The following is a 24,209-nucleotide window of genomic DNA, read 5'->3' as shown; positions in this document are numbered from 1 at the left end:
TGTGCAGGGAAAACCGGGGCGGTCAGGCCACCCCGGTTTTGTTGTACACAGCAATATCAAGATTGCGGCCCTTGCAATTTATCTAATAAGCGCTTGAGCATGACCACCGCTTCTGCCCGGGTTGCGTTGTCTTTGGGGGCGAAAACAGGGCCGTTGGTTCCTGTTTTGCCGTGGACGATGTTTGCCCCGGCAACCAGCCTCACTGAATCCACAGCCCAGGCGGCGATGGTTTGACGGTCCTGGAAGGATTCCAGTGTTGCGGCGCTGCTGACATGCACCCCTTTATACCTGAGGGCATTGGCGATCATGACCGCCATTTGCTCACGGGTAATCAGGGCTTGCGGTTGAAATTGCACCGCGCTGGTGCCGCTTATCAGTTTGGCTCCAAAGGCCCTGGCGACGCTGTCCCTGTACCAGGCGTTTTGCGGGACGTCCGTAAAAGGTATCTCCGCCGGTTTTCCCACCTGCAGCACGTTCACCAGCAGCGCAGCGAATTCTGCTCTGGTAATGCCGGTATTCGGTTCAAACCGGGAAGGGCTTCTGCCGCTGGTAAATTGGCTGGATAAGTCGTTGCCATATGCTGCTGGTTTACAGGAAAATAAGGATTGGTTACCGGTACCATTGGTGGAATACCTGGGGTTATTGGAGGGAGAAGAACAATGAGGCGCGTTTTTTTATAGTTGGAGTTCCTCTTTTTACTTCAGGTGGGGTGGAATCTCATCTGCTTAAATCATTAAATATTTGTCATAAAAAAAATTTTCAGTCATTATTTATATCACTCTTGTTTTTGGCAAAGGGATTTTGCTCCCAGTGCTGAATACTTATAATATGATTTTACAGGAATGGTACGGATGATGAACGATAATAAACCCGAGGTAACGAGTTTTCCCGACGAAAAACTCCTTGAGGATATACTGGATTCTTTTTCAGAGGCTACCGGTTTAAGAGCGATGTTTACCAACCTTGACGGCAGGCCCGTGTTTCTGCCGCGCTCCACTGATGCACCTAAATTTTGTAAACTAGTAAACAGCAGAGCTGAATATAAGTGTTTCAAGTCTTATGCTACCGCCGGGCGTGAAGCGGTTAAGTGGGATGAACCTTACGTATTCAGGTGCCACGCAGGTTTAATCGGGCTGGCTGCTCCGGTGGTTATGAACGGCCTGCATATCGGCAACATAATTTGCGGGCAGGTGCTTATGTGGGAACCGGAGGATTTCTTCTGGGAAGAAATCCGTGAAATGACTGCCGGTATTAATGTTGATTTCGAACAGCTAAAGCAGGCTGCCGGCATGCTCAGGGTAATCTCCGCCAGGCAGGCCAAATCCGCCGCTAACCTGTTATACATTACGGCCAATGCCATTACGGAAACCCGGGTTACCATTAAAAAGCAGCGCAAGGTGATCGAGGAACAGCAGGCGGAGCTCAACAGGAGGATTATGGAAAAAAACGCTCGCTCAAATTCGAGTAGTTTTGTACCGGTTTATTCCGTCCGCATGGAGAGGGAATTGCTTCATAGTATCCGTGAGGGTAAACCGGGCCATGCGGCGCGGATTCTTGACGACATAATGCTCTGCTTGCTTCCTGAATACTCAACCAGGCCCAATTATGTAAAGGCCCGGATTTTAGAACTGCTGGTTCTGGTTTCACGGGCTCTGGCCGATAGGGGTTGTGATGTCGAGGAACTGTTGGAATTAAACATGAAGTATACTTTGGAAATGTCCAAAATCAAACTGGCTGACCAGTTATATCTTTGGGTAAAAAAGGTGTTGGCGGAATATTTCGAACACCTGTCCAAGGCTAAAAAAGATAGAACCACCAGGGTTTTGGAAAAGGTCGTCAAGTATGTGGAGGCGGAATACTCCAAAAACCTCACCCTGGATAGCTTGGCGCAGTTGTTTTATTACAGCCCGTGTTACTTGAGCAGTATTTTCAAGAAAGAATTAGGGGTAACCTTTGTCGATTATCTGACTCAGGCAAGGGTAAAAGAGGCCAAAAAGCTGCTGTTGAACACCAACAAAACAGTCAGTCAGGTAGCGGCTGAAGTTGGCTTTAACAGTGAAACATACTTTAGCCGGGTGTTTAAGAAACTGGTAGGAATGCCACCCGGGGAATATCGTAAGCTAGCCAAGATTGAATAGCTCATGTTTTGGTAATGGGGGTAGACATGATGCAGAATTTTAGCAGCATAGCCCAGGCAGTCATTGAAGGTGATGTGGGACGGGTTCAGGAGTTGGTCAACTTTGCTCTCGGGACTAAACTGTGTACACCAGAGGAATTATTAACATTTCACCTGTTGCCCGGGATGGACGAGATAGGTAGGCAGTTTAAGGCTAATGAAATTCATATTCCGGAAGTTTTGTTATCGTCACGGGCTTTGCAAGCCGGAGTTATTAAAATTAAGCATTATTTTCCGGACAACTCGGCTCAAGAAAAGGCGAAAGTACTCTTAGGGACCGTTGCCGGCGACCTGCACGACATAGGTAAGAGGTTGGTGGGAATCTTCTTAAAAAGTTCGGGATTCCAGGTGATTGATGTAGGCATTGATGTTGCGCCAGAGGATTTTGTTAGATATGTAAAAGAATATCAGCCCGATGTTCTGGGTATGTCGGCTTTACTCAACACGACTATGATTTGGATGGGTGAAACCATAAAATTATTAAAGAAACAAAAATTAATTCATAACTGCAAGGTGATTGTGGGTGGTAACCCGGTAACACCTGAATTTGCCCGCCAAATCGGGGCTGACGGTTATGCTGAAACCGCACTGGATGCCGTAAGCTGTACAAATAAACTGCTGGGCTTGCAATAAAAAGCCCTGTTGGAAAGTTTGAAAACCCGGTTTTTCGGGTTTTTTCTTTTCTAAAGATACTTAATAAATCAAACTATTATATCAAGGTGAGATAAAAAGGTGTAGAGAAAATAGATCTAAGACGGCTCGAAAAGGATTGAATCAGGGAGGTTGGCAGATGCTTATTGTAGGAGAGCTGATCAACAGCAGCAGAAGCCAGATTAAAGAAGCGATTGAAAAAAGAGGTGATGTATTTATCAAACAACTGGCCCGGGACCAATTTGAGGCCGGAGCAAATTATGTTGATGTTAACGCCGGGACATTTTACGGGCGCGAGCCGGAAAAACTGGAATGGCTGGTTGAAGTCGTGCAGCAGGAAGTTAACTGTCCCCTCTGTATCGATTCCCCTAACCCTGATGCCCTGCGCCGGGCCTTGGAAAAGCACCAGGGAGAGGCGCTGATTAATTCGGTTACTGCTGAAGAAAAGAGGTACAAGGAGATTGTGCCGCTGGTCAAAGAGTATGGCGCGCGTGTAATCGCGTTGACCATTGATGAGAGTGGCATTCCGGATAACCGGGAAAAGCGGATTAAGATAGCGGAGCAACTGGTTGAGAGGCTTGTGGCAGATGGTGTTAACGAGGACAGGATTTATATCGACCCGTTGGTTGAGCCGCTTAGCACCAAGGATGAAAATGGCTTGATCGCCCTTGAAACAATTAATTATATTGCCGGTAAAGATTGGGAGGTGCACACGATATGCGGCCTGAGCAATATTTCCTTTGGATTGCCCGGCAGAAAGTTTATTAACCACGCTTTTGCCGCTATGGCGGTGGCAAGCGGGCTGGATAGCGCTATTCTTAACCCGCTTGATAAGCACCTTCTGGGTTTACTTAAGGCCGGCGTGGCACTTACCAATAAGGATCCTTATTGTAAAGGTTATTTAACCGCTTACAGAAAAGGTTTGTTCAAATAAACATTTAAAGGTGGGTGATTGTTGATGAGTACTATGACTCCGAGAGAAAGGGTCTTGACCGCACTTCAACTTAAGGAACCTGACCGGGTTCCCTGGGTAGAGGGTTATGTCCATAAAGCATTGGGGGAAAAGATTTTGGGTCGCCCAATCCCCGACCCTCCGGGGAGTGCGCGGACTGCTCCCGAGATTTTAGAAGTTTTGGCTATTGACAACATTAGTTATAATTTTGCTCCGCCTCGCTATGCCGAGATCGAAAAGCGGGGCGATATTGAAATCGTGGGCGCTGGAAAACTAAAAACATGGCAAGACTTTGAGGAATGCAAAAAGAAGATGCCCGATCCCGGTGCGGCTGAATTTTACAAGCCGGCTGAGGAGTACTTGAAAAAGTACAGAAAGGATTACGCCGCCCTTGCGGGGGTAAGGTTCGGCCCGAGCAATACCTATCTAAGCATGGGGATTGAACACTTTTCTTATATGTTGTTTGATGACCCGGACCTGGTAGACGCTATAATGGATATGTTCAGTTCATTCAGCCTGCGGGTGCTGGAAGTGATCCAGAACATGGATTTCGATGTCATCTTCGTTTCTGACGACCTAGCTTTCAGATCCGGGACATTTATATCCCCTAAGCACATGGAACGTTTTTTTATGCCGCACATGAGAAAAGTGGCGGCTAAAATTGAAAAGCCCTGGATTTATCACAGTTGCGGGAATATAAACTCCATTCTGGATGAACTGCTCACCCTGGGTATGAACGGTATATCCAATCTTGAGCCGGGGCCGATGGACATATTCCAGTTAAAAAAGGATTACGGCAACAAGGTTTGTTTAATGGGTAACATTGACCTGCATTATACACTAAGTAAAGGTACGGTAGAGGAAACAGAAAACGAGGTAAGGGAAAAGATCCATAGGGTTGGACCCGGAGGCGGTTATATTATCGCCACTTCAAACGGTGTAGCGGCATACTGCAAGCCTGAAAACATAATGGCCATGAATAATGCTTTGCTTAAGTACGGCCATTACCCGTTATAAATTTCTTGATCTTAATGTGAAAAAGGGGAGAAATATATATGGAACTCTCGGTAGTAATTGAAACTTTGGAAAACGGAGACAAACAAAAAATTCAAGAAATGATCCAAGAATCACTTGATGAGGGCATGAAAGCTTACGAAATAGTCAACGAAAAATTAATTGCGGCCATGAATGATATTGGGAAAAGGTTCAGGGAGAATATCCTGTTTGTTCCCGAGGTCCTAATTGCTGCAAGGACAATGAACTCGGCTTTGGAAATGCTGGCGCCCTACCTGTCGGCGGGGGAAGCGATTTCAAAAGGCAAGGTTCTTTTGGGCACGGTCAAGGATGACCTCCACGATATCGGAAAAAACCTTGTGGGCATGATGTTCAAAAGCGGCGGTTTTGAGGTTATTGACATTGGAATTGACGTTCCCATGGAAAAATTTATTGAAGGCGTTAAGGAGCACAAGCCCGATATTCTGGCCATGTCGGCGCTATTGACAAATACCCTGCACCAAATGGAAGTAGTAATCCAGGGATTGGAAAGGGAAAATCTCAGGGAGCAGGTTATAGTCATGGTTGGAGGAGCGCCTGTATCTGAAGAATTTGCCAAAAGTATTGGTGCGGATGGTTTTGCACCTGACGCGGCTTCTGCGGTAGAAGTAGCTAGAAAATTGTTGGGTGCTAAAAACTAATTATAAAAAAGAAAGGGAGGATGTCAGTGCAAAAAAGATTAGGATTGGTGGTTTTTTCAGCCATATTGGTTCTTCTCATGGCTGTTGCCGCCGGTTGCGGTGGAGGTTCCGGCGGCGATTCCAACGCCGGTGGAGAGATTAACGAGGTAACGTTAAAACTGGCTCATAATGCCCAGGTGAATTCGCCTATTGATTTAGGGACCCATAAATTTGCCGAACTGGTGGAGCAAAAATCTTCCGGGAAAATGACAGTTGAAATTTACCCGGCCAACCAGCTGGGTGGAAACCGGGAAATAATTGAGCAGACCACTATGGGTGGAATTGACATCGTTGTCGTCGGCCTCGGGGTATTCGGCTACCTGGATGACCGGTTCATGATGATGCAGGTTCCCTTCTTGTTCAGGAGCCAGGAGCAAATACATGAGGCACTGGATGGTGAGCTCGGGAATGAACTAAAAGAAAGCATGCTCGAAAACAGCATCTATATGCTGGACATGAACTGGGACAGGCTGCCCAGGCAAATCACCTCCAACAAACCCATCAAGACCATTGAGGACATGAAGGGACAGATTATTCGTGCCGGCGCAACACCACCTATTGAAGTGTTTAAACGCATGGGTGCTGAACCGACTAAGGTGCCTTTGAATGAGATGTACCTGGCCGTGCAGCAGGGAGTTGTACACGGAGTCGAATTGCCCACCGATTACATTTATGATTACAGTATCTACGAAGTGAACAAGTACTGCAATATGCTTAACCATACTTACGGCACCCTTGGTGTCGGTTTGAGCGCCGTAACCAAGGAAAAACTTTCTGCTAAACAATTGCAGATATTGGAAGAAGCGGCTAAAGAGGCTGGAGAATATCAGAACGAATTAACCTGGAATCAGCAAGCGGATTATGAAGAAAAACTCGCCGCAGCCGGTATGATTTTGGTTAAGCCCGATGACATCACCCCGTTTGTAGAAGCTGTAAAAGACATGATACCCGAATTGGAACAAATTTGGCCCAATGCCAAAGGCATGGCTGAGAAGATTTATGCTATTGAAGCAGAATGATCAATTGATAATGTAATGTATGGAACAATGAATCAGTAACCAGTTTATGAGAATGCCTTCTTAATGGAAGGCATTCTTCCCCCTTCAAAAGGAGGTGTTTTTTTTATGGAAATAGTAATGAAAATTTTGACAACTATACTGATGGTGCTGTTGGTAGTAATTTTAACAGCCAGCGTTACTTTAAGATACTGTTTTAATAGTCCGATCGCTTTTGCCGAGGAATCAACCAGGTATATTCTGGTATGGATGAGTTTTTTAGGTGCGGGGCTGGCAACTAAAAGAGATGCTCACTTGCGGGTTGATGCGCTTGTTACCAGGTTGCCCGGTAGGTTGCAGTTTGTGTTTGGATTATTGAATAACTTGATATCAATGGTATTCCTAACTATCGGGGTTTATTTCGGGGTTAAGATTGTCATAAGTGCTCACACTCAGATTAGCGACGTGCTCCGAATCAATATTTCCTACGTGTATCTCGCCGTGGTTTTAGGCTTCATGCTCATGATTTTCCACATATTGAAAAATACCTACTACAGTATTAAGAAGGGCCCGACAATTTAGCCAAATGGAATTGAAGGGGGGATAAAACTTGATTGCTTTTGTTTTGTTGTCGTTGTTATTTCTTTTAATCGTAGGCATGCCTATCGGGATGTCTATGTTCGTGGTTGCCATGGTGTATTTTTATCTGGAAGGAATTCCAATTCAGCTGGTTATTCAGCAATCCTTTAGCGGTGCCGATAAGTTTGTGCTTACTGCAATACCTCTTTTCATGTTTGCCGGTAAAGTCATGAATGCCGGCGGTATTACCACAAGGATTCTAGCCTTTTGCAATTACGTGGTTGGCAGAATAGTAGGGGGATTAGCTCAGGTCAATATTTTATCGAGCATGATTTTTGCCGGTATGTCCGGATGCGCTATCACCGACACTGCCGGGCTTGGAAGCGTGCTTATTCCGGCGATGAAGAAAGAAGGTTATAGTCCGGAGTACAGTGCGGCAGTGACCGCTTCTTCCGCAGTGGCCGGCCCAATTATTCCGCCCAGCGTGCCCATGATTGTAACAGCGGCCATTGCCAGCGTTTCGGTGGGCAAGCTTTTTGTGGGGGCGGCCATTCCGGGTTTGCTATACGGGCTTGGTTTGATGATTGTGGCCTACATCATGGCTAGAAAAGCCAATTACCCGTGCCGCGCTCCCATGACAGTGCAAGAAGGCTGGAAGACATTTAAAGAAAGCATTTGGGGGTTGCTGGCCCCGGTAATTATTATTGGCGGTATCACATCCGGCGTCTTCACCCCGACAGAGGCTGCGGCGATTGCAGTTGTTTATGCTTTGATTGTAAGTGTTTTTATTTACAGGGAAGTAGACTTTAAAGAATTGGCTCAAATGTGCCATGAAGCGGTAATTTCCACCAGCACTATTATGTTTGTGGTGGCGATGGCGGCAGTTTATTCATACATTTTGACCAGGGAAAGGATTACAGAGCAGGTGGCCAACTTCCTCTTCGGCTTAACCGGCAATGCCATGGTTCTGGAGGCTATTATTGTGTTGGCGGCATTGTTAATAGGATGCTTTTTATCAACCACCCCGGCAATTATGCTCTTTGTGCCGGTAGTGGCTCCGCTCGTTTTAAGTCTTCCGATTGATCCCATACATTTTTACGTGCTGGTAACCGCGGCTTTTTGCCTGGGGACTTTGACCCCGCCCGTCGGCTTAAACCTTTACCTATCCGCCGACCTGGCGCAAACTTCTGTGGAGAAGGTCTTTAGGGCGCTGTATCCCTTCTTGCTGGTAATGGTGGTTGTTTTGGGACTTTGCATCTTGTTCCCACCACTTATTACATGGTTACCCAACATGATGTATCGGTAAATATATCTAATATTTTAAAGGCGGGATTTAAATGTTCGAACAGCTTAAACAAGTCAGCGCGTTGGTGCTTAATGAGGGTGATAACGTGGCCACTGTCCTTGCGGACGTCGCCAAAGGCGCGCGGGTGATGATTTTAGGTCGGGATGGAAGGTGTATTTGTCAAATCGAGGCAAAGGAAGTTATTCCTGCGGGGCACAAAATTTGTGTTAAGCCCGTTTTGCCAGGGGAATCGGTCGTGAAGTACGGTAACGATATCGGTTGTGCCGTATCCGGTATAGCTACAGGCAACTGGGTTCATGTACACAATTTAGCAAGCCGCAGGGGACGCGGCGATCTGGCTGCAGGCAAGGGGGGGTGCGCATGACTTTCTCGGGGTTTCCAAGGCCGGACGGGGCGGTAGGTGTAAGGAATTACCTGGCGGTTATCCCCACCGTGGTTTGTGCCAACCATGTATCCAAATCCATAGCGCGTGAGATTCCCGGAAGCGTGGCTCTTGCTCATGAACACGGTTGCAACCAGATTGGAGCAGATGCCGACCTTTTTAAAAGGACCCTGGCAGGATTGGGCAAGAACCCGAATGTGGGAGCAGTACTGCTTGTCGGGTTGGGATGCGAGGAATTTAACCCTTGGGAAATAGCTGAACTTATTATTCCGTCAGGGAAAGAAGTGTGCTGTTTAAGCATTCAGGAGGAGGGTGGAACCAGCAAGGCTATTGCTCGCGGCATTAAACTGGCCCAAGAGCTGTATAGCGGTATAAGAGATATTCAGAGACGAGAATGTCCCCTTCATATGCTGACGGTAGGTATTGAGTGCGGAGGATCTGATTATACCTCGGGGATAGTCTCTAACCCGGCTGCAGGACTTTGTGCTGATAGCCTGGTCCGACAAGGGGCCAGGGTGGTGTTTTCCGAGACCACTGAAATAGTTGGTGCGGAACACCTGCTGATGTCCAGAATCGCATCCGAAACCAAACGAGCGTTGTTGCAACAGATGGTAAACCGGGTAGAAGAAGATGCCCGGCGTATGAATTGTGATATTCGTGGGGCGCAGCCCACCCCGGGCAATATCGCCGGTGGGTTGTCCACTATTGAGGAAAAATCGCTGGGAGCTATCTGCAAGTCTGGAAGCTCGCCCATTGTTGATGTTTTGGAGTACGCCGAACCATGCACTCTTCCCGGTGTTTCATTTATGGACACCCCCGGACATGATGTAACTTCTATGGTCGGGATGGTAGCCGGTGGAGCGCAGTTGCTTTTGTTTACTACGGGCCGGGGCACACCCACCGGTAACGCTTTAGCTCCGGTTATAAAACTTTGTGCCAACCCCGAGACGGTAAAAAAAATGGCTGAGAACATTGATATTGACCTGTCTCAGGTTGTTTACGGAAACTCAACTCTTGATTTTGCGGCCAATGAGATTTATGATTACCTCTTGAAAGTTGCTGCAGGGGAAAAAACCAGGGCCGAAATGCTTGGACACTGTGAGTTTGGTATTCACCGGGTGGGTCCCACACTGTAATTATAGAAGTAAAAAATATAGAGGTAAAAAATGAGTAATTTACTAATATTAGATAAAATAGATGTAAGCAAAGAAGAAGTATTTAGGTCATTAGGTACTAAAATCAACAGCAGGGCCAGACTGGAAGTTGATAACGCAATCGAGCGGCAGTCCAAAAAAGCCAGCGAACTTATATCGCCTAGGGCTTTATTCAAAACGGTGCGGGTGGCGGCCGGCACTGACGGGTTGATCACCCTTTCCGACACATTACGCATTCCTTTTATTGAATACTTTACAGGGGCTTCTGGTTGTATTTTGGTTGTAGGGACTGTGGGAGAAGAGCTGGAACATGAAACCTCCAGGCTCTTCAACCACAGCCAGCACATTGACGCTCTGGTATTGAACGAAATCGGCATTATTATGCTGGATAAGCTGATGGAATCGGCCAAGGAACATACCAAAGGGTTAGTGGGGGGGGAAGGAATGAGATATGGCTTTGCCTTGAGTCCTGGTTGTCACAACATTCCGCTTGACGTACAAAGTGATATCCTAGCCATGGTTGAAGCCGATCGCATCGGCATAACAGTCACCCATTCCAACTTAATGATCCCCCTGAAGTCTTATTCATTATTGATCCCGTTCGGGAAAAACTTGAAAATTTCAGGCCATAACCGATCGGATTGCGAAATCTGTAGCGCAGTAGATACTTGCCCTTATAGAAAACTTTCAAAAGCTTCGCAAAGGCTTCTTTCAAAGTAGATGCTTACTATAATAAGGCTTGACACTCCCCACGGCTAGCGGGGGCTTTATGGTGCGTTTTGGTAAAGTATATTTAGTAAATTGTTATGGGTGAGGGATAGGTATATGAAACAGTATTCAGTACTGTTTTTGCCGGACAATAAGGAAGTTAAAGCTTTTGAGGGGATTACCATAATGGAGGCTGCCGGCCTGGCCGGGGTAAAACTGGAAAACTCCTGTGGCGGTAAAGGTAGATGCGGAAAGTGCATGGTCCGTATACGGGATAGGGGTAAGAATAATGAACAGACCGTCGATTATAAAAAAGTGCTGGCTTGCCGGACCAAAATAAAATCGGATATGGACATTGAGGTTCCCCAAGTTGCCGTTTCAGTGCATCGCAAGAACCAAATTAACCTTTTTGATCTTGGTTTGACTATGGAAGTAAATCCAGGAATAAAAAAAGCCTGTGTTCAAATAAGCAAGCCTTCCCTTGACTACCAGGTTTCAGATCGAGAGCGTCTTTTAGAACAACTAAATGACACCAAGGATAATGTAAATGAAGTTTGTTTGGAAGCGTTAAGAATGCTTCCGGATGCATTGCGAAAAAAGGAACACCTGGTAACGAAAGTGCTTTGCGGGGACAAAATAATTGCCGTTGAGGCGGGCGACACGACAAATACGCTGTGCGGTGTAGCAGTTGACTTGGGCACTACTTCCATAGTCGCATCATTGCTGGACTTAAATACAGGCAAGCAGTTAAGTACGGCTTCAGCTACCAATAGGCAAAATATTTACGGGGCCGATGTTATTTCACGTATTACCTACTGTATGGAAAATAAAGGCGGATTGGAAAAACTGCATGCCATGGTAGTGGAAGTTATTAATGGATTAATTGATGAATTATGTAACATAAACGGTATCACATCTACTGACATATACCAGGTGACGGTGGTAGGCAATACTACCATGACGCACCTTTTTACGAAACTGGATCCCTCCAACCTGGCGCTGTCACCATTTATACCTGTGACCACCCGGCGCATGGTATTGGAAGCGCGCGATCTGGGTCTTCACGCGGCGCCGCATGCGCAGGTGCACGTATTGCCAAATATAGCAGGGTTCTTGGGTTCTGATACCGTAAGTGTTGTTTTGGCTACCGGGATTCACCGTGATGGCGGTACTAAGTTGGTCATTGATATCGGTACCAACGGTGAAATTGTTCTTGCCGGGCGCGGGGAGATCGTGGCTTGTTCTACTGCTGCCGGTCCGGCTTTTGAAGGGGCACAAATTGAGTACGGCATGCGTGCGGCGGAAGGAGCTATTGAAGAAGTTATTATCGGCGAGGATGTTGAAATAAAGACCATTGGTGGTTATGCTGCCAGGGGAATTTGCGGATCGGGCTTGCTTGATGCTGTGGCCGGAATGATTGCGGCAGGAATAATAGACGCTTCAGGTAAAATTATTGCACCTGAAGAAGCCTCGCATTTACCGCCGCAACTTCAAAAGCGGTTGGGAAAGGGAGACGGGGGTAAATATTTTGTACTGGCCACCGAGGAGGAAACAACCATCAAAGGCCCGGTGCTGATAACCCAAAAGGACATACGAGAGCTGCAACTGGCCAAGGGAGCCATTAAGGCCGGGATTCAAATTTTGCTGGCGGATCAGGAAATTGAGCCCGGTGAATTGGATAAAATTTTACTAGCTGGTACTTTCGGTAACTATATTAAAAAAGAAAGTGTTATTACCATCGGTCTTTTGCCGTCGATTGCTCCGGAAAAGATTGAATTTGTAGGTAATGCCGCCGGGATGGGGGCGCAGATGGCGCTGATATCCGAAAACCTTAGGATGGAGGCCGACCGTATAGCAGAGAGAATTAGGCATGTGGAATTAGCTTCGCATAAAGATTTTCATAATCAATTTATTGAAGCGTTATATTTTTAAAAGGTTATCAACTCAACTTTCGCACCTGTAAGAAAGCTTCGAAAGCTTGAAAATACTGGGAACTAAATGGCTGGATATTTTGCAGATGATATCCGTGATCTTGGTTTGCGGGGGCACTCTATGGTCGCCGAAAATACCAAGATATACTATAAACCATCACATTTATTGCTAGTCAAACCGAGTTCTTAGTTAAATTGGAGCGTATTTCATGTAAAAACCTGTCCAGGTCTCCAAGGTTGTTCTTCAGGATATTGTAAAGTTGTTCTGTATCAATGTCCCAGTAACGATGGACCAACCTGTTTCTAAATCTGGCCATATTCGCTAAATCATAAATGAAATCCTTGTCTATCAAGCCGTTTTCGCCCATTACCCTAAAGGTATCGGCATAATCTTCCGGAACACGTAAATTATTTTTGGCTATTAGATGGTTGCATAGGTCAATGGCAGCCTCAATGGCAATGATAAAGTGATATTTGCTGCTGGCAATTTTGTGTGGGTCTGCTGCCAGCGCTGAAAATGATAACTGCGCCAGTTCCTTTAGTCTCCGGCATGCTTCCAGGTATTCCGCCAGTATTTTTTGCACAGCATCAGGATTAAATTTCAAGGCCTAACACTTCCCTTAAGTAACGTTTTCGGTATGGAAGGAAATCTATATAGTCGTCAATGGTTCTGGTTACAAATTGTATTCTCAATTCCTCATCATTTGAATACAATAGCCGGCCATTTTTCAATACGTTATAACAAAAGGATAAGGGGGCGTTGTTAATAATTCGCACATCAAAAAGGTAATTGAACTTCTCTTGTAATATCATTTCCAGGGAAAGTTCATGCTGTATAATTTGCTCTTTTGGCGGAAGGTTGTTTTCAGCATAGTAGATGGCAATGTCCACGTCGCCAAAAGCTTGATCATCTAAAAATGAACCATGAATATAAGCAAAGGCGGCATTGGTCTGTTTATTTAAGGTATGTGTTAACTTCTCAAGTAGAGAAGTTTTTTCAGTTAAGCCTATAGAGAATTTTTTTTGTTTTTTGCCAAATGAAGTTCTGGCCATATTTTTCACTCCACTTATGGTAGTCGATTGGACCTTATGCCCTGACTTTAAACATTATACCATTTTATGACGGTGCCAGGCACTCCATAGTTTCGGTTTTTTGAGGAAAGTCCTTTTGGGCATCCCGTTTTCGGAAATAACGTATCAGGCAGCGTCTTTTTCCCGTACCCGGCAGGACCATCGCCTCTCATGTCGAAATAAAAAACATAAAGTGAAAAAATTTGCCAAGGGAGTGTGAATTTTGCCATGAGGAGGCGGGGCTTACCGAAGATTAGCTTTATAATACCGGTCGTGTTTTTGTCGACGCTGCTGTGGGGGGGCGCGGCATTGGCCGGGTTCAGTGATGTGCCCGAAAGCCACTGGGCGGCCGGTAATATTGAGAAAATGAGCAAGCTGGGGGTGGTGGGCGGTTATACCGACGGTACTTTTCGTCCCGGCACTGTCGTAAAGCAGGTTGAGGCTGTGAGTATGGCCGTGCGGGCCATGGGACTGCAGGCCGCGCCCGGCGCCGATCTGCCCGAAGTGCCCTTTCCCGTGCCCGATTGGGCGCAAGCCGATGCCAAGCTGGCTTTGCAGCAAGGGCTGTTGAAGGAAACCGATCAATTCACGGCTTATGCCGGCGCTTCCCGGGCGTGGGTGGCGCGGCTTTTGGTGCGGATGATCGGCAAGGAGTCCGAGGCCCAGGAGAGGTTGTTACTGCCCAATTTTACGGACGCTTACAAAATTCCCGACTGGGCGCAGTATTACGTGCGGGTGGCTCAGGATTATGACCTGATCGCGGGTTATGCCGATAGCACTTTCCGCCCGGACAATGAGGTCAGCCGGGCGGAAATGGTGGCCTTTTTAAGCCGTGCCATGGATAAGCTGCCGAACCGGACCGCGGTTCCCGGCAGCGGCAGTCAAACCGGCACGGGCGCATCCGGGCAGACCGGCATTATAATACCCGGCTTCACAGATGCCAGCGGCACCGTGATTAAAGTTTACCCCGAGAGCAACGCTTTTGTTATAGAGGAAACCGGCGGCGGCCTGCGGACCCTGTACCTGCCGGGCGGCGCGGATATTTCGGTGGTGGGTTCCGGCAATCAAGGGCTGAACGCCCTGCAGCCCGGCGACGAGGTGGAGGTTACCCTGAATGCTGCGGGTTACGTTACCGGTATTGTGGTAAATTCCCGGAGCGGCGTTGCGGGTAACGAGGGTGTGGTTTATGACCTGGACCTGGATACCGGCCTGTTGACTCTCCAGTCAGATAACGAGCGTTTGTCGTCCTATCGCCTGGATGATTACGTCCGGGTGGAGGTGGACGGTGTCCGCTTCCCCGGTTTGCAGGATATCCGCCGTGGCGACCGGGTGAAAATAACCGTTGAAGATGGTCTGGTCACCGGCATTGAAGTTCTGGAAATGGCCGCCCGTCTGAATGTCACGGGCGAAGTAATTATTTTGGATACCGACAAGGATATTATCAATCTGGAGGTTGACGGCCGGGTGCGGGCGTACAGCCTGGCGCCGGATGTGCAGGTCACCGTTCCCGGATTGAGCAACGCCTTCCTTTCCGACATAGATGAGGGGGACACAGTTACCGCGGTGATCAAGGAAGGAGTGGTAACCTCCCTGGAAGTAACCGGGCGGGAGGTCACAGATGCCCTGACGGCCACGGTATATGCCGTGGATGCGGACAACCGGGTGCTGACCCTGAAAGACGATAAAGATAAACTGCTGGCCTATGATGTGCTGGAGGAAGCCCGAATTAATATCGACGGCGATGACGATGCCGAATTGACGGACCTCCGGCAGGACATGGAAGTAAAGATTCGCCTGCTGGACGGAGATATAATTTACGTGGAGACCAACGACGCGCTGGACGGTACCATCACCAGCCTGGATGAAGACGGGCTGCTCCTTGTGCTGCAGCGGGACAACGGCGAGCGGAAAACCTATATTTTAGATAAAAATGTGGACGTGGATAGCAAGGATGACCGGGATGAACTGGATGACATCAAGCGGGGCGATTATGCCCGGATAGTTCTGGATAATAACCGGGTAACGGAAATCAAGCTGCGCACTGCAAGCACCTGCCGGGTGGAAAGGGTCCGGGACGTTTATGACCGCCTGGAAGTGGAGGACGAGGATGGTGACAGCGCAAGGCTGTACGTCAGAGGCGACGTGGACTTGATCGTGCCGGGTGTTACTTACCCCGACCTGGACGATGTGCAGGTCGGCGACCTTGTCCGGGCAACCTATATGGGCCGGGATTTGGACACGGTCGAGGTACTCCAGCCCCTGCGTGGGGAAGTAATTTCGCTTAATAATTATCAGAAGAGCGTTACCCTGCGGCTGTTCAGCGGTAAAACCACGTCTGTAGATTTTACCTCCGGCAGCCGGGTGAATATTGACGGCAAAATATACGATTCGTTGAGCAGGTTGGAGACAGGCGATCGGGTCGAGGTGCTGGAAGACCTGGACGGTGGTTTTTCTTTCCTGGTTATGGAAGAGGTGGCCGGGAAACTGGCCGCGGACCTGGACGACGATGACGATGAGGTGTACCTTGAAGACGGGTACAGCTGGGATGACTATAACCTGGACGAGGACTTTTACCTGCACGACGCCAACAGCGTGTTCTCCGGGATCAGCAGCCTGGAAAAAGGCGACCGGGTGCGCCTGTACATGTTGAGGAACATGGTGTACGAAGTGGTTCTGGAATAACCGGTAAATAGGGGCTGGACAAAAGGTCAGGCACCATAAAAAGGGGACTGGCTCCATTTTCGCTCTTTGAAAATGGTGCCTGTCCCCTTTTTATGAGTGGGTTTTCATGACCTTTTTACCGTTTATCGTTGGCAAAATACATTTGTTTGGTGTAAAATATTGTTAATCGGAGGTGATATTTTGGCTGATGCTATAAGGTATTGGGTTGATGAAGCAAGAGAAGATTTGATAACTGCTGAAGCTCTTTTAAAATCGAAACGATATTTAGAATGTGGCTTTTTTTGTCACCTTGCTATAGAAAAAATATTTAAAGCGTTAATACTACACAATACCAAGTCTGTTCCTCCAAAGAGTCACAATCTAATTTTACTTGCTAAAAAGTCGGGGATTCTTGACCGGCTTGATGAATCAATGAAGGATTTGTTGGCTGATCTTCAGCCGTTTAATATTGAAGGGCGTTATCCCGAGGATAGAAGAAAAATACTGGAAAGCACTCCTAAAAGAGTATTTCAAGAAATCCTGATTAAAACACAGGAGGGAGCTAAATGGTTAGAGAAGAATCTGAAATTATAAATGAAATTAAAAAATTAGTACAATCTCTTAAAAAAAATATTAAGCTGGATTCTGTTATCCTTTTTGGTTCTTATGCAAAAGGTACTGCTGTTGAGGAAAGTGACGTTGATATTGCCGTAATCTCTCCTGAGTTTGGACAAAACCCCTTAAAAGATAAGCAATTAATTTACAGAACCATAATTAAGGAGGGTATTGAGCCTTTTTTTGAAATTCATACATTTACACCGGGCGAATTTAAGGCTAGTAATAGTTATTTTATTTCAGAAATTCGTTCAACAGGTAAAATGATTTGGGCGGATTCAGTTTAGATTCCTGAAGCAACTACGGGGACTGTTTCTCTTGTCGGCAACCAATCAGGGCGTGGTTATTAATGGGCGTAATCGGAAGTTTTGCGCGCATAAGTGGCTCAACTGTCATATATTAGACGACTTTTGAGCCTTTTTAATAACCTATCCACAAAGCCGTAATTTTTTTGTTTGCGCCAGAAGAACGAAGTTGCTCTGCTCAAACCTGTGGGTTTCATCTTTATATTTTGCAGGAGATGTTCCCTTGCTGTCGAAATGTTAAGGTTGAATAAGCATGTGCGGGAGGTTGCCTTCATGCAATTTAATAAGCAAAAACTGGTTTGGATTTGCTTGCTGGTGATGGTTGCCGGTATTGTCGGATATGGAGGTCTGGCCGCCGCCGGGGCGGCGGGGGACCCGGGGTCGGCGGGCGATCCGCTGGTTACCAGGAGTTTTGTGGAAAAATACGTGCAGGACTTTATGAGCGAAGTCGGTCCGGCTGGGGGCGGCTCCCTGGAATGGAGCGTGACCAAACTGGCTGAAGGTCAGGAATTCATCGGCAAAGCCGGCACCGAGTTTATCGTGCGCACCGGCAGCGCGGTGGTGGTGGACCCGACCGGCAGCGGTATACCCGATTTAACGGCCGGGAAAAACGTGCTCGCGGGCCAGCCTGCGGCCAACAATCACCTGTTCACCATACCCAGATCGGACGGCCGGGGTATCAGGGCGCAAAAGCAAACCATTATAATGTACCGTGGTTTTTAGCGGTTTTTTGATTGTTAAGGAAAGTATATACGAAAAAGGGGACTGGCTCCTTTTTCGTTTTTTGAAAAAGGTGCCTGTCCCCTTTTTCGCGAAGGTACCAAGGTGCCTGTGCCTGGCCAAGGTGCCTGTCCCCTTTTTCTTATTGTAAAGTTTTAATCGGTTTTAGTGAATAGTTAATTGTGGAATAACCACCGGCCCGGCTCCGGTCTCTTGAGGGTATGGTATGTTTAATGTTTGGAAAGTGCTGGTTAGATTCAACAAGCGAATATTGTTTTTGGCCCTGCTCCTGATTGCTGCGACGTGGCTGATCGTTTACAACCCGTTCAGCCCTTCCGGGGCAGGCGACGTCAAGTTACCCCCACCCGACCGGGTGGGGGAAGTTTATGACTTGGTGGTGGTGGGCGGCGACCCCGAGGGCATAGCCGCCGCGGTATCCGGTGCCCGGAACGGGCTGTCCGTGCTGCTGGTGGATACCCGACCGGTTTTGGGCGGGCTGATGACCCGGGGCTGGCTGAACAGCATCGACATGAATTACGGCCCGGACGGGGATATTTTGAACAAGGGCATCTTCCTGGAGTTTTACCGGCAAGTCAAGGGCGACTCCTTCGACGTAACCAATGCCGTGCGGGTGTTCAACAAGCTGGTTGCCGGGGAGGAGAACCTGACTGTTTTGCTGAATGCCTCCCAAATAACTCCCCTGGTGGAGGATAACGCCGGCGGCCCGGTGGTTCGGGGCGTCCGGCTGGCGGCGGGCGGGGAGGAAAGGCGAATCAAGGCGGCCCGGGTGATCGATGCCACCCAGGACGCGGATTTGGCCGCCCTGGCCGGGGTGCCGTACAGTACCGGCCAGGAGGACATTGGCCGGCAGGCCGGCCGGATGGCCACCACTCTGGTGTTTAAATTAAATCGCGTCGATTTGTTGGACTGGTTGAAAATCCGCTATTATCTGACTTACCGGGACAACAATAAGAGCACCGGCGCCAACCGGCACAGCGCCTGGGGCTTCAGCGAGATAACTTCCAAGTACGTACCCTCCACCGAAAGGCTGCAGCTCCGGGGGCTGAACATGGGCCGGCAAAATGACGGCAGCGTGCTGGTGAACGCCCTGCTGATCTTCGGGGTTGATCCCCTGGACCCGGCTTCGCGAAGAGAGGCCGGGGAAGTGGCCGTGCAGGAATTGCCGCGGGTGGTGGAGTTTTTGAATAAGTACGTTCCCGGCCTGGGTGACGCCCAACCGGCCGGGGTGGCCCCGGAACTGTACGTGCGCGAGTCCCGGCATATTTACGGGGAATACCGGCTTACCATTGATGACGTGCTGGAGAACCGGGATTTCCCGGACCGCGTTGCCTTTGGCTCATACCCCGTGGATATACAGCCGTCCGGCCCCGACATACCGGGGGTGATCATCGGGAGACCCGAGCAGTATGCCATTCCTTTTAGATGCCTGGTGCCGCAAAAAGTGGACGGGCTGCTGGTGGTGGGCCGGGCGGCTGGCTTTGATTCGCTGGCCCACGGCAGCGCCAGGACCATTCCCGTGGGCATGGCCGCGGGGCAGGCCGCGGGCGCGGCGGCGGCGCTGGCCCTGGAGAATGATGTGAGCTTTCGCGAACTTGCCGCCGACGCCGCCTTGGTCAAAGAACTGCAGCGCCGTTTGAACGAACAGGGAATGGAGTTGAAACCCTTCCATATCGAAAATAAGTTGGCCGGTCACCCGGCCTACGCCGGGCTGAAATTCGTGCGCAGCCTGGGGCTGGCCGCCGGCGGGTATAATAACGACTACAAGTTGGACCGGCCCATCGAGGACCGGCGGTTTATCAATGTGCTGGCCCGGGCGGTGCGGCAAAGCGGGGTCCGGGTTGAAGAACATCCCTCCCTGTACCCCGAGGCCAACGCCTTTACCCTGTATGACGCCTGCTATATGCTGGCACGTTACCTGGGCTTGGAGACCGGCAAAAAAGAAGCCTTCGAATACCTAAAGGCCGGGGGACTTTTTGAACGGGACGGTGATTACTGGCAAACTCGCCTGGCCCCGGAAAAACCCCTGACCCACGGGGCGGCGTACATGCTGGTGAAGGATTTTATACAGATGCTACGGGAATAGGGTGCCGGGTGTTGAAATGTTTGCGCATGGAGGTTGAAACTGCTGTGAAAGATAAAAAATGGAAGCTGCTGCTTATCGGTATAATAATCGTTTCCCTGGTTGCCGCCGGCTACGCGGCCTGGCAGCGGTATGTCCTGGAAAGGCAGCACCGCAGTGTGGCGCTGGCCGTGGTGTACGACGAGGTGGCCGCCCTGGCCCGGATGAACGGCCTGACCACCCGGGACGCGCTGGAAAAATATAAAGCCCGCGGCGTCACTGCCGTGTTAATCAAGGAGCCTACCGTGCGGGAGGCGCAGCAAAACGGGGAGTTCACGTTGCGCACCGGCCAGGAACTGCTGGCGCTGGGCGATCCCGATATTATTAAGGCTTTTGGTTCCGCTTACCCGGGCGATATTCAAAACGACCTTTGGTACTTTGTATTTACTGATGAACAAATTTTCGAGCGGGTGAAGGGGCAGTTGTCAGCCAAGATCGCCCCGGCGGCAGGCGATAACGTGAATGATCCCGGCGCGGCCGACCGATCCGGCACCGTTGGCAAAGGGGCCCCGTCCCCCGCGGCTGACGGTATCGGCATTCCCGAAACCGCGGGCCCCGCAGCGCCGGTTTCAACGGCAAGCGATAACGATGGTGATAACGGCGTGCGCGCCTTAAGGGAATGGCGCGGCTCCGGCGTGTATATTCTGGAAACGGCCTACGACTGGGGGCTGTTGGAGCAAATGGGAGTCGGCTTCCCGGCCCGGGCCGTGGAGGATGTACAAGCCGCCGGATTGAAGACTTATGTGCAGCTGCGCACCTGGAACCAGGTCAATTACCAGGGGCTGCATTATGTTTTCGACCAAATCAGCCAAATTCCCAACCTGGCCGGCGTATTGTTCAACGACCCCGTACTGCCGGGCGTGCCTGATTTGATCAGGCCGCTGGCTTATGAAATGCAAAAACTGGATGTGCCGGTGGTACAGATAGAGTTTTCCAACCAGGTCGGGCTGTCCCGGCTGGGCCTGCTGCTGGATAAAAACGTGGTCCGGCTGCACACCCTGACCCCGGCGGAAGATGCCAAAAAGAACTACAGCGTACCCGCTATGGTGGACCGGTTCGCCCTGGCGGCTTCGGAACGCAATATCCGGGTGCTGCTGCTCCATTCATACATGAAAACCAATGTTCCCGATGTGTTGCAAATGAATCTTGACCTGGCGGAAAAGACCCGGGACACCCTGGCTGCCGAGGGCCTGCAAGTGGGGGATGCCGCGGTGCTGCCGCCCCTGGCCGTTTCCCGCTGGCTGTTGTTTGTCATGGGCCTGGGCGTTATCGCCGGGGAAATGCTGCTCACCCATACCATGGGCTGGGGCCGGGCCGCGCCCTACCTGGGCCTGCTGGCACTGCTGCTGTGGGTGGCGCTGCTGGCCGCCGGGCAGGTGAGCCCGGGGCGCAAGCTGATGGCCTTTGCGGCGGTGGTAATATTTCCCACCCTTTCACTGGCGCTGCACGTGAAGCGGGGCGGTTCTTCTCCGGGGAGGGCGGTTGCTCTCCTGTTGCGTACCTCTCTGTACTCGCTGGTGGGGGCCCTGCTTATGGTGGGCCTGCTGGCGGATAAGGGGTTCATGCTCAAGCTGGACCAGTTTGCCGGGGTCAAGCTGGCGCATGTGGTGCCCTTGCTGCTGTTGTCGATAATATTCTTCTTCCGGGGTGACGAAGACGGGGGCGGCTGGCAGCGGCAGCTGAAGCGGTTCCTGGAACAGCCCATCCTGGTTAAATTCGCGGTGGTCGGCGGCATACTGCTGGTGGCGCTGCTGGTATACGTTTCCCGCACGGGCAACGAATCCGCGGCCATATCGCCGCTGGAGCTCAAGTTCCGGGCTTTGCTGGACAACCTGCTGGGGGTGCGCCCCCGCACCAAGGAATTTTTCCTGGGCCACCCGCTGCTGGTGCTGCTCTTTTACCTGGGGTACCGGAACAACAACTACATGCCCCTGCTCCTGCTGGGCGCCATCGGGCAGATTTCCCTGGTCAACACCTACGCCCACATCCACACGCCCCTGGCGATTTCACTAATGCGCAGTTTCAACGGCCTCTGGCTGGGCATCGCCGGCGGCCTGCTGCTGATCGCCCTCTGGCGCATCTTTAAAAAGGGGACAGGCTACTTTTCATGGAAATTATAACCAAATAAAGGGGACAGGCTACTTTTCGTGGAAGTTTATGCCAGATAAAGTAGCCTGTCCCCTTTTTCAGTCTTAAATTTCCAAAAGCAGGTTCGCAAAAACTGTAAAATCCCCCAGATGCTCTTCAATTATTTTTCGTACTATGTCAAGGTTGATGGCCTGGTAATCATGCACTGCGATATTGCGAAATCCTACCATGGCTTTTAACCGGGCAGCCAGGGGCCTGTCCAAGAGGTTATTTTGCTCCAGCAGGTCAAAGGCCTCCCGGCTGCTCTGGGGCAGGCCCAGGTCCTTTTCCGCAACCACGTGCATGGCCAGGTCAATGGCTGCCTCGCAGGCCCGCTGGATATTAAGTATAATGGAATCCTGCTTGGTAAAATCAGTTAAATTTTGCGGGTCGCCCGCGTATACTTCATTCACCCTTTTTATACAGCGGTTTATTACCGCGATTTTGTTCAATATCACATCATTTTGCATGTGCCGTACCTCGCCCTGTTATCTTATCCAGTATGCACCGGCGTTCCTCGTTTAGCCGGGCGTATTTTTTCAAGGTATGCATTTCAAAATACATGCGCCTGGTGTCGTCGCTGCAGTAAATAACCTTTCCGGTGGTCAGCACCCGGGCCTGGAATACGGTTGAGGCTTTCCCCAAATCCACTAAATCCACATCTCTGCCAAGCATATCGGCGAGTTCCTGGCCAACCATGTATATGTCGTAAGCATTGTGCTCCCGGTCCGTCAAAAAAGCTATATCAATGTCACTGTCGGGCAGCATTTTCCCGGTAAGCGCCGACCCGAAAACAATAATCAGGTAAGGCGATATTTTTTTCAGCAGGTAATCTTTTATCAACTCGAGCTGCCCCGGCTTTATTTGCATGGCGCATACACCTTTCTTTCCCGCTTATTATACTAGCAGAAAATGGAACGAGGCAAGGGTTGGTAACAGATAAATACAAATTCCGGCAGGATATTATCCCCCTGTGCCGAACCAAAAAGGGGACAGGCTACTTTACCTGGAGGATGTTGGGAATGCCCAGAATTGCAAGAGGTATGATTGACGGTTTTATCTATCACGTGCTAAATCGTGGCAATGGCAGACAGGTAGTCTTCCACAAGGACCAGGATTATACAGCTTTTATTGGTTTAATGAGGGAGGCCAAAGATAGGCATCCCGTAAAAATTCTGGCGTATTGCTTAATGCCCAATCACTTTCACATGGTTTTGACACCCATTAAAACGGATGAGTTCAGTAAGTGGGTCCAGTGGTTGATGACCAGCCATGTCCGCAGGTATCACCGGCATTACGGAACCAGCGGTCACATATGGCAAGGCAGGTACAAAAGCTTTATCATTCAGGAAGATAATCATTTGTTATCAGTGCTGAGGTATGTCGAAGGTAATCCGGTAAGGGCCGGTCTGGTTGGCTCGGTAAAGGAATGGCCCTGGTCGTCATATCACGAAAGAATAACTGGTCGATCCGATTTACTGGACCCCCCGCCCATTGTGATGCCGGAAAATTGGGGAGATTACGTGGACGAGCCACTGACAGAGCAGGAAAAGGAGAAGCTCCGGAACAGTGTAAACCGGCAATCACCGTACGGATCATCGATGTGGCAGCAAAAAGTGGCAGCAGAGCTTGGTATTGAATCAACCGTCAGGCCGCGGGGCAGACCCAAAAAGCCGGCGTGGCAGGCAGAGAGCTAAGGGTTTGATCTCCCGCGCTGAAGGCCGGGCGAGACCGGGATAGTCCCGGTGCCGCCTGGAGCGGCAGAGAGCTAAGGGCTTGATCTCTCACGCTGCAGGTGCCGGCGGTGCCATTGCCGGCGGCGTGGGGGAAGAGAGTTGAGGGCTTGTTCTTTTGCGGATGCAAGAGACGCGGTCCTTGAAGGCGTGGCGGGTAGCTTCTTCCAAACCAATGGAGTTGCTTACAAATATGCTGTAATTTTCACCAATTACATAAATTGCCACATAAAGTAGCCTGTCCCCTTTTGTTAGCATAAATTGCCATGT

At 49.7% G+C, this 24,209-nt stretch carries 25 protein-coding genes; 19 read left to right on the top strand and 6 right to left on the bottom strand.

Annotation, left to right across the window (positions count from 1 at the left end):
• Positions 1-56 precede the first annotated feature (56 nt).
• Positions 57-479, bottom strand: coding sequence for an S-layer homology domain-containing protein (locus BM299_RS07305; RefSeq protein WP_092482810.1), 423 nt, complete (start codon positions 477-479; stop codon positions 57-59).
• A gap of 375 nt (positions 480-854) precedes the next feature.
• On the opposite strand from BM299_RS07305, the gene BM299_RS07300 reads away from it, so the two are divergent.
• The 12 genes from BM299_RS07300 to BM299_RS07245 all read left to right on the top strand — a co-directional run bounded on the left by BM299_RS07300 (position 855) and on the right by BM299_RS07245 (position 12,568).
• A complete protein-coding gene (locus BM299_RS07300) occupies positions 855-2,138 on the top strand; it encodes a PocR ligand-binding domain-containing protein (RefSeq protein WP_165608225.1) in 1,284 nt (427 codons plus the stop codon).
• Between the two features lie 29 nt (positions 2,139-2,167).
• The gene (locus BM299_RS07295; protein ID WP_092482808.1) at positions 2,168-2,809 is read left to right on the top strand and encodes a cobalamin B12-binding domain-containing protein; all 642 of its coding nucleotides are present in this window, start codon (positions 2,168-2,170) and stop codon (positions 2,807-2,809) included.
• A 157-nt stretch (positions 2,810-2,966) separates the two neighbouring features.
• Positions 2,967-3,761 carry a methyltetrahydrofolate cobalamin methyltransferase gene (locus tag BM299_RS07290; protein WP_092482807.1) on the top strand — a complete coding sequence of 265 codons (795 nt, stop codon included), beginning with the start codon at positions 2,967-2,969 and terminating at the stop codon, positions 3,759-3,761.
• A gap of 135 nt (positions 3,762-3,896) precedes the next feature.
• On the top strand, positions 3,897-4,796 hold the full coding sequence (locus BM299_RS07285; RefSeq protein WP_165608224.1) for a uroporphyrinogen decarboxylase family protein: 900 nt from the start codon (positions 3,897-3,899) through the stop codon (positions 4,794-4,796).
• 38 nt (positions 4,797-4,834) lie between these two features.
• A complete protein-coding gene (locus BM299_RS07280) occupies positions 4,835-5,473 on the top strand; it encodes a cobalamin B12-binding domain-containing protein (protein WP_092482805.1) in 639 nt (212 codons plus the stop codon).
• Positions 5,474-5,499: 26 nt separating this feature from the next.
• Complete coding sequence (locus BM299_RS07275; protein WP_165608223.1) at positions 5,500-6,531, top strand: TRAP transporter substrate-binding protein; 1,032 nt, start codon at positions 5,500-5,502, stop codon at positions 6,529-6,531.
• Positions 6,532-6,636: 105 nt separating this feature from the next.
• On the top strand, positions 6,637-7,089 hold the full coding sequence (locus BM299_RS07270; protein WP_165608222.1) for a TRAP transporter small permease: 453 nt from the start codon (positions 6,637-6,639) through the stop codon (positions 7,087-7,089).
• Between the two features lie 28 nt (positions 7,090-7,117).
• Complete coding sequence (locus BM299_RS07265; RefSeq protein ID WP_092482802.1) at positions 7,118-8,392, top strand: TRAP transporter large permease; 1,275 nt, start codon at positions 7,118-7,120, stop codon at positions 8,390-8,392.
• 31 nt (positions 8,393-8,423) lie between these two features.
• A complete protein-coding gene (locus tag BM299_RS07260; RefSeq protein WP_092482801.1) occupies positions 8,424-8,756 on the top strand; it encodes a UxaA family hydrolase in 333 nt (110 codons plus the stop codon).
• Positions 8,753-9,910: a UxaA family hydrolase gene (locus BM299_RS07255; protein ID WP_092482800.1), complete on the top strand. Its 1,158-nt coding sequence runs from the start codon at positions 8,753-8,755 to the stop codon at positions 9,908-9,910. The genes BM299_RS07260 and BM299_RS07255 overlap by 4 nt, the downstream gene beginning before the upstream one ends.
• A 30-nt stretch (positions 9,911-9,940) precedes the next feature.
• Entirely contained in the window at positions 9,941-10,648 is a 708-nt protein-coding gene (locus BM299_RS07250; protein WP_092482799.1) for a hypothetical protein, read from the top strand.
• A 105-nt stretch (positions 10,649-10,753) separates the two neighbouring features.
• Positions 10,754-12,568, top strand: coding sequence for an ASKHA domain-containing protein (locus BM299_RS07245; protein ID WP_092482798.1), 1,815 nt, complete (start codon positions 10,754-10,756; stop codon positions 12,566-12,568).
• Positions 12,569-12,740: 172 nt separating this feature from the next.
• Here BM299_RS07245 and hepT (BM299_RS07240) read toward each other — a convergent pair whose 3' ends face one another.
• Together hepT (BM299_RS07240) and mntA (BM299_RS07235) are read right to left on the bottom strand one after the other, a co-directional pair.
• Positions 12,741-13,172 (bottom strand): type VII toxin-antitoxin system HepT family RNase toxin, encoded by a 432-nt coding sequence (gene hepT / locus BM299_RS07240; RefSeq protein ID WP_092482797.1) that lies wholly within the window; start codon positions 13,170-13,172, stop codon positions 12,741-12,743.
• Complete coding sequence (gene mntA, locus BM299_RS07235; protein WP_092482796.1) at positions 13,162-13,620, bottom strand: type VII toxin-antitoxin system MntA family adenylyltransferase antitoxin; 459 nt, start codon at positions 13,618-13,620, stop codon at positions 13,162-13,164. Before mntA (BM299_RS07235) ends, hepT (BM299_RS07240) begins: the two co-directional genes overlap by 11 nt.
• A gap of 327 nt (positions 13,621-13,947) precedes the next feature.
• Between mntA (BM299_RS07235) and BM299_RS07230 the strand changes: the two genes are divergently transcribed.
• The 6 genes from BM299_RS07230 (at position 13,948) to BM299_RS07205 (ending at position 22,199) form a co-directional block, all read left to right on the top strand.
• Positions 13,948-16,320, top strand: a complete 2,373-nt coding sequence (locus BM299_RS07230; RefSeq protein WP_165608221.1) for an S-layer homology domain-containing protein — start codon at positions 13,948-13,950, stop codon at positions 16,318-16,320.
• Between the two features lie 180 nt (positions 16,321-16,500).
• Complete coding sequence (locus BM299_RS07225; protein WP_092482794.1) at positions 16,501-16,893, top strand: HEPN domain-containing protein; 393 nt, start codon at positions 16,501-16,503, stop codon at positions 16,891-16,893.
• Positions 16,866-17,201: a nucleotidyltransferase domain-containing protein gene (locus BM299_RS07220; protein ID WP_092482793.1), complete on the top strand. Its 336-nt coding sequence runs from the start codon at positions 16,866-16,868 to the stop codon at positions 17,199-17,201. The genes BM299_RS07225 and BM299_RS07220 overlap by 28 nt, the downstream gene beginning before the upstream one ends.
• Positions 17,202-17,492: 291 nt before the next feature.
• Positions 17,493-17,942: a hypothetical protein gene (locus tag BM299_RS07215; RefSeq protein WP_092482792.1), complete on the top strand. Its 450-nt coding sequence runs from the start codon at positions 17,493-17,495 to the stop codon at positions 17,940-17,942.
• A gap of 223 nt (positions 17,943-18,165) precedes the next feature.
• Complete coding sequence (locus tag BM299_RS07210; RefSeq protein ID WP_092482791.1) at positions 18,166-20,043, top strand: FAD-dependent oxidoreductase; 1,878 nt, start codon at positions 18,166-18,168, stop codon at positions 20,041-20,043.
• 44 nt (positions 20,044-20,087) lie between these two features.
• Positions 20,088-22,199, top strand: coding sequence for a DUF5693 family protein (locus tag BM299_RS07205; protein WP_131820613.1), 2,112 nt, complete (start codon positions 20,088-20,090; stop codon positions 22,197-22,199).
• 72 nt (positions 22,200-22,271) lie between these two features.
• Here the strand turns inward: BM299_RS07205 and hepT (BM299_RS07200) are convergent, their stop codons facing one another.
• Positions 22,272-22,676, bottom strand: a complete 405-nt coding sequence (gene hepT / locus BM299_RS07200; RefSeq protein ID WP_092482789.1) for a type VII toxin-antitoxin system HepT family RNase toxin — start codon at positions 22,674-22,676, stop codon at positions 22,272-22,274.
• Positions 22,666-23,076, bottom strand: a complete 411-nt coding sequence (gene mntA, locus BM299_RS07195) for a type VII toxin-antitoxin system MntA family adenylyltransferase antitoxin (protein ID WP_092482788.1) — start codon at positions 23,074-23,076, stop codon at positions 22,666-22,668. The genes hepT (BM299_RS07200) and mntA (BM299_RS07195) overlap by 11 nt, the downstream gene beginning before the upstream one ends.
• A 152-nt stretch (positions 23,077-23,228) precedes the next feature.
• Between mntA (BM299_RS07195) and BM299_RS07190 the strand changes: the two genes are divergently transcribed.
• The gene (locus BM299_RS07190) at positions 23,229-23,903 is read left to right on the top strand and encodes an REP-associated tyrosine transposase (protein ID WP_092482822.1); all 675 of its coding nucleotides are present in this window, start codon (positions 23,229-23,231) and stop codon (positions 23,901-23,903) included.
• A gap of 87 nt (positions 23,904-23,990) precedes the next feature.
• On the opposite strand, the gene BM299_RS19665 is transcribed toward BM299_RS07190, so the two are convergent.
• Positions 23,991-24,167 (bottom strand): hypothetical protein, encoded by a 177-nt coding sequence (locus BM299_RS19665; protein WP_207545144.1) that lies wholly within the window; start codon positions 24,165-24,167, stop codon positions 23,991-23,993.
• Between the last annotated feature and the right edge of the window lie 42 nt (positions 24,168-24,209).

Source organism: Desulfoscipio geothermicus DSM 3669 (assembly GCF_900115975.1).
Lineage (GTDB): Bacteria > Bacillota > Desulfotomaculia > Desulfotomaculales > Desulfallaceae > Desulfoscipio > Desulfoscipio geothermicus.
Note: the sequence above shows the minus strand (reverse complement) of the source record. Positions and strands in the feature narration are given on the sequence as shown.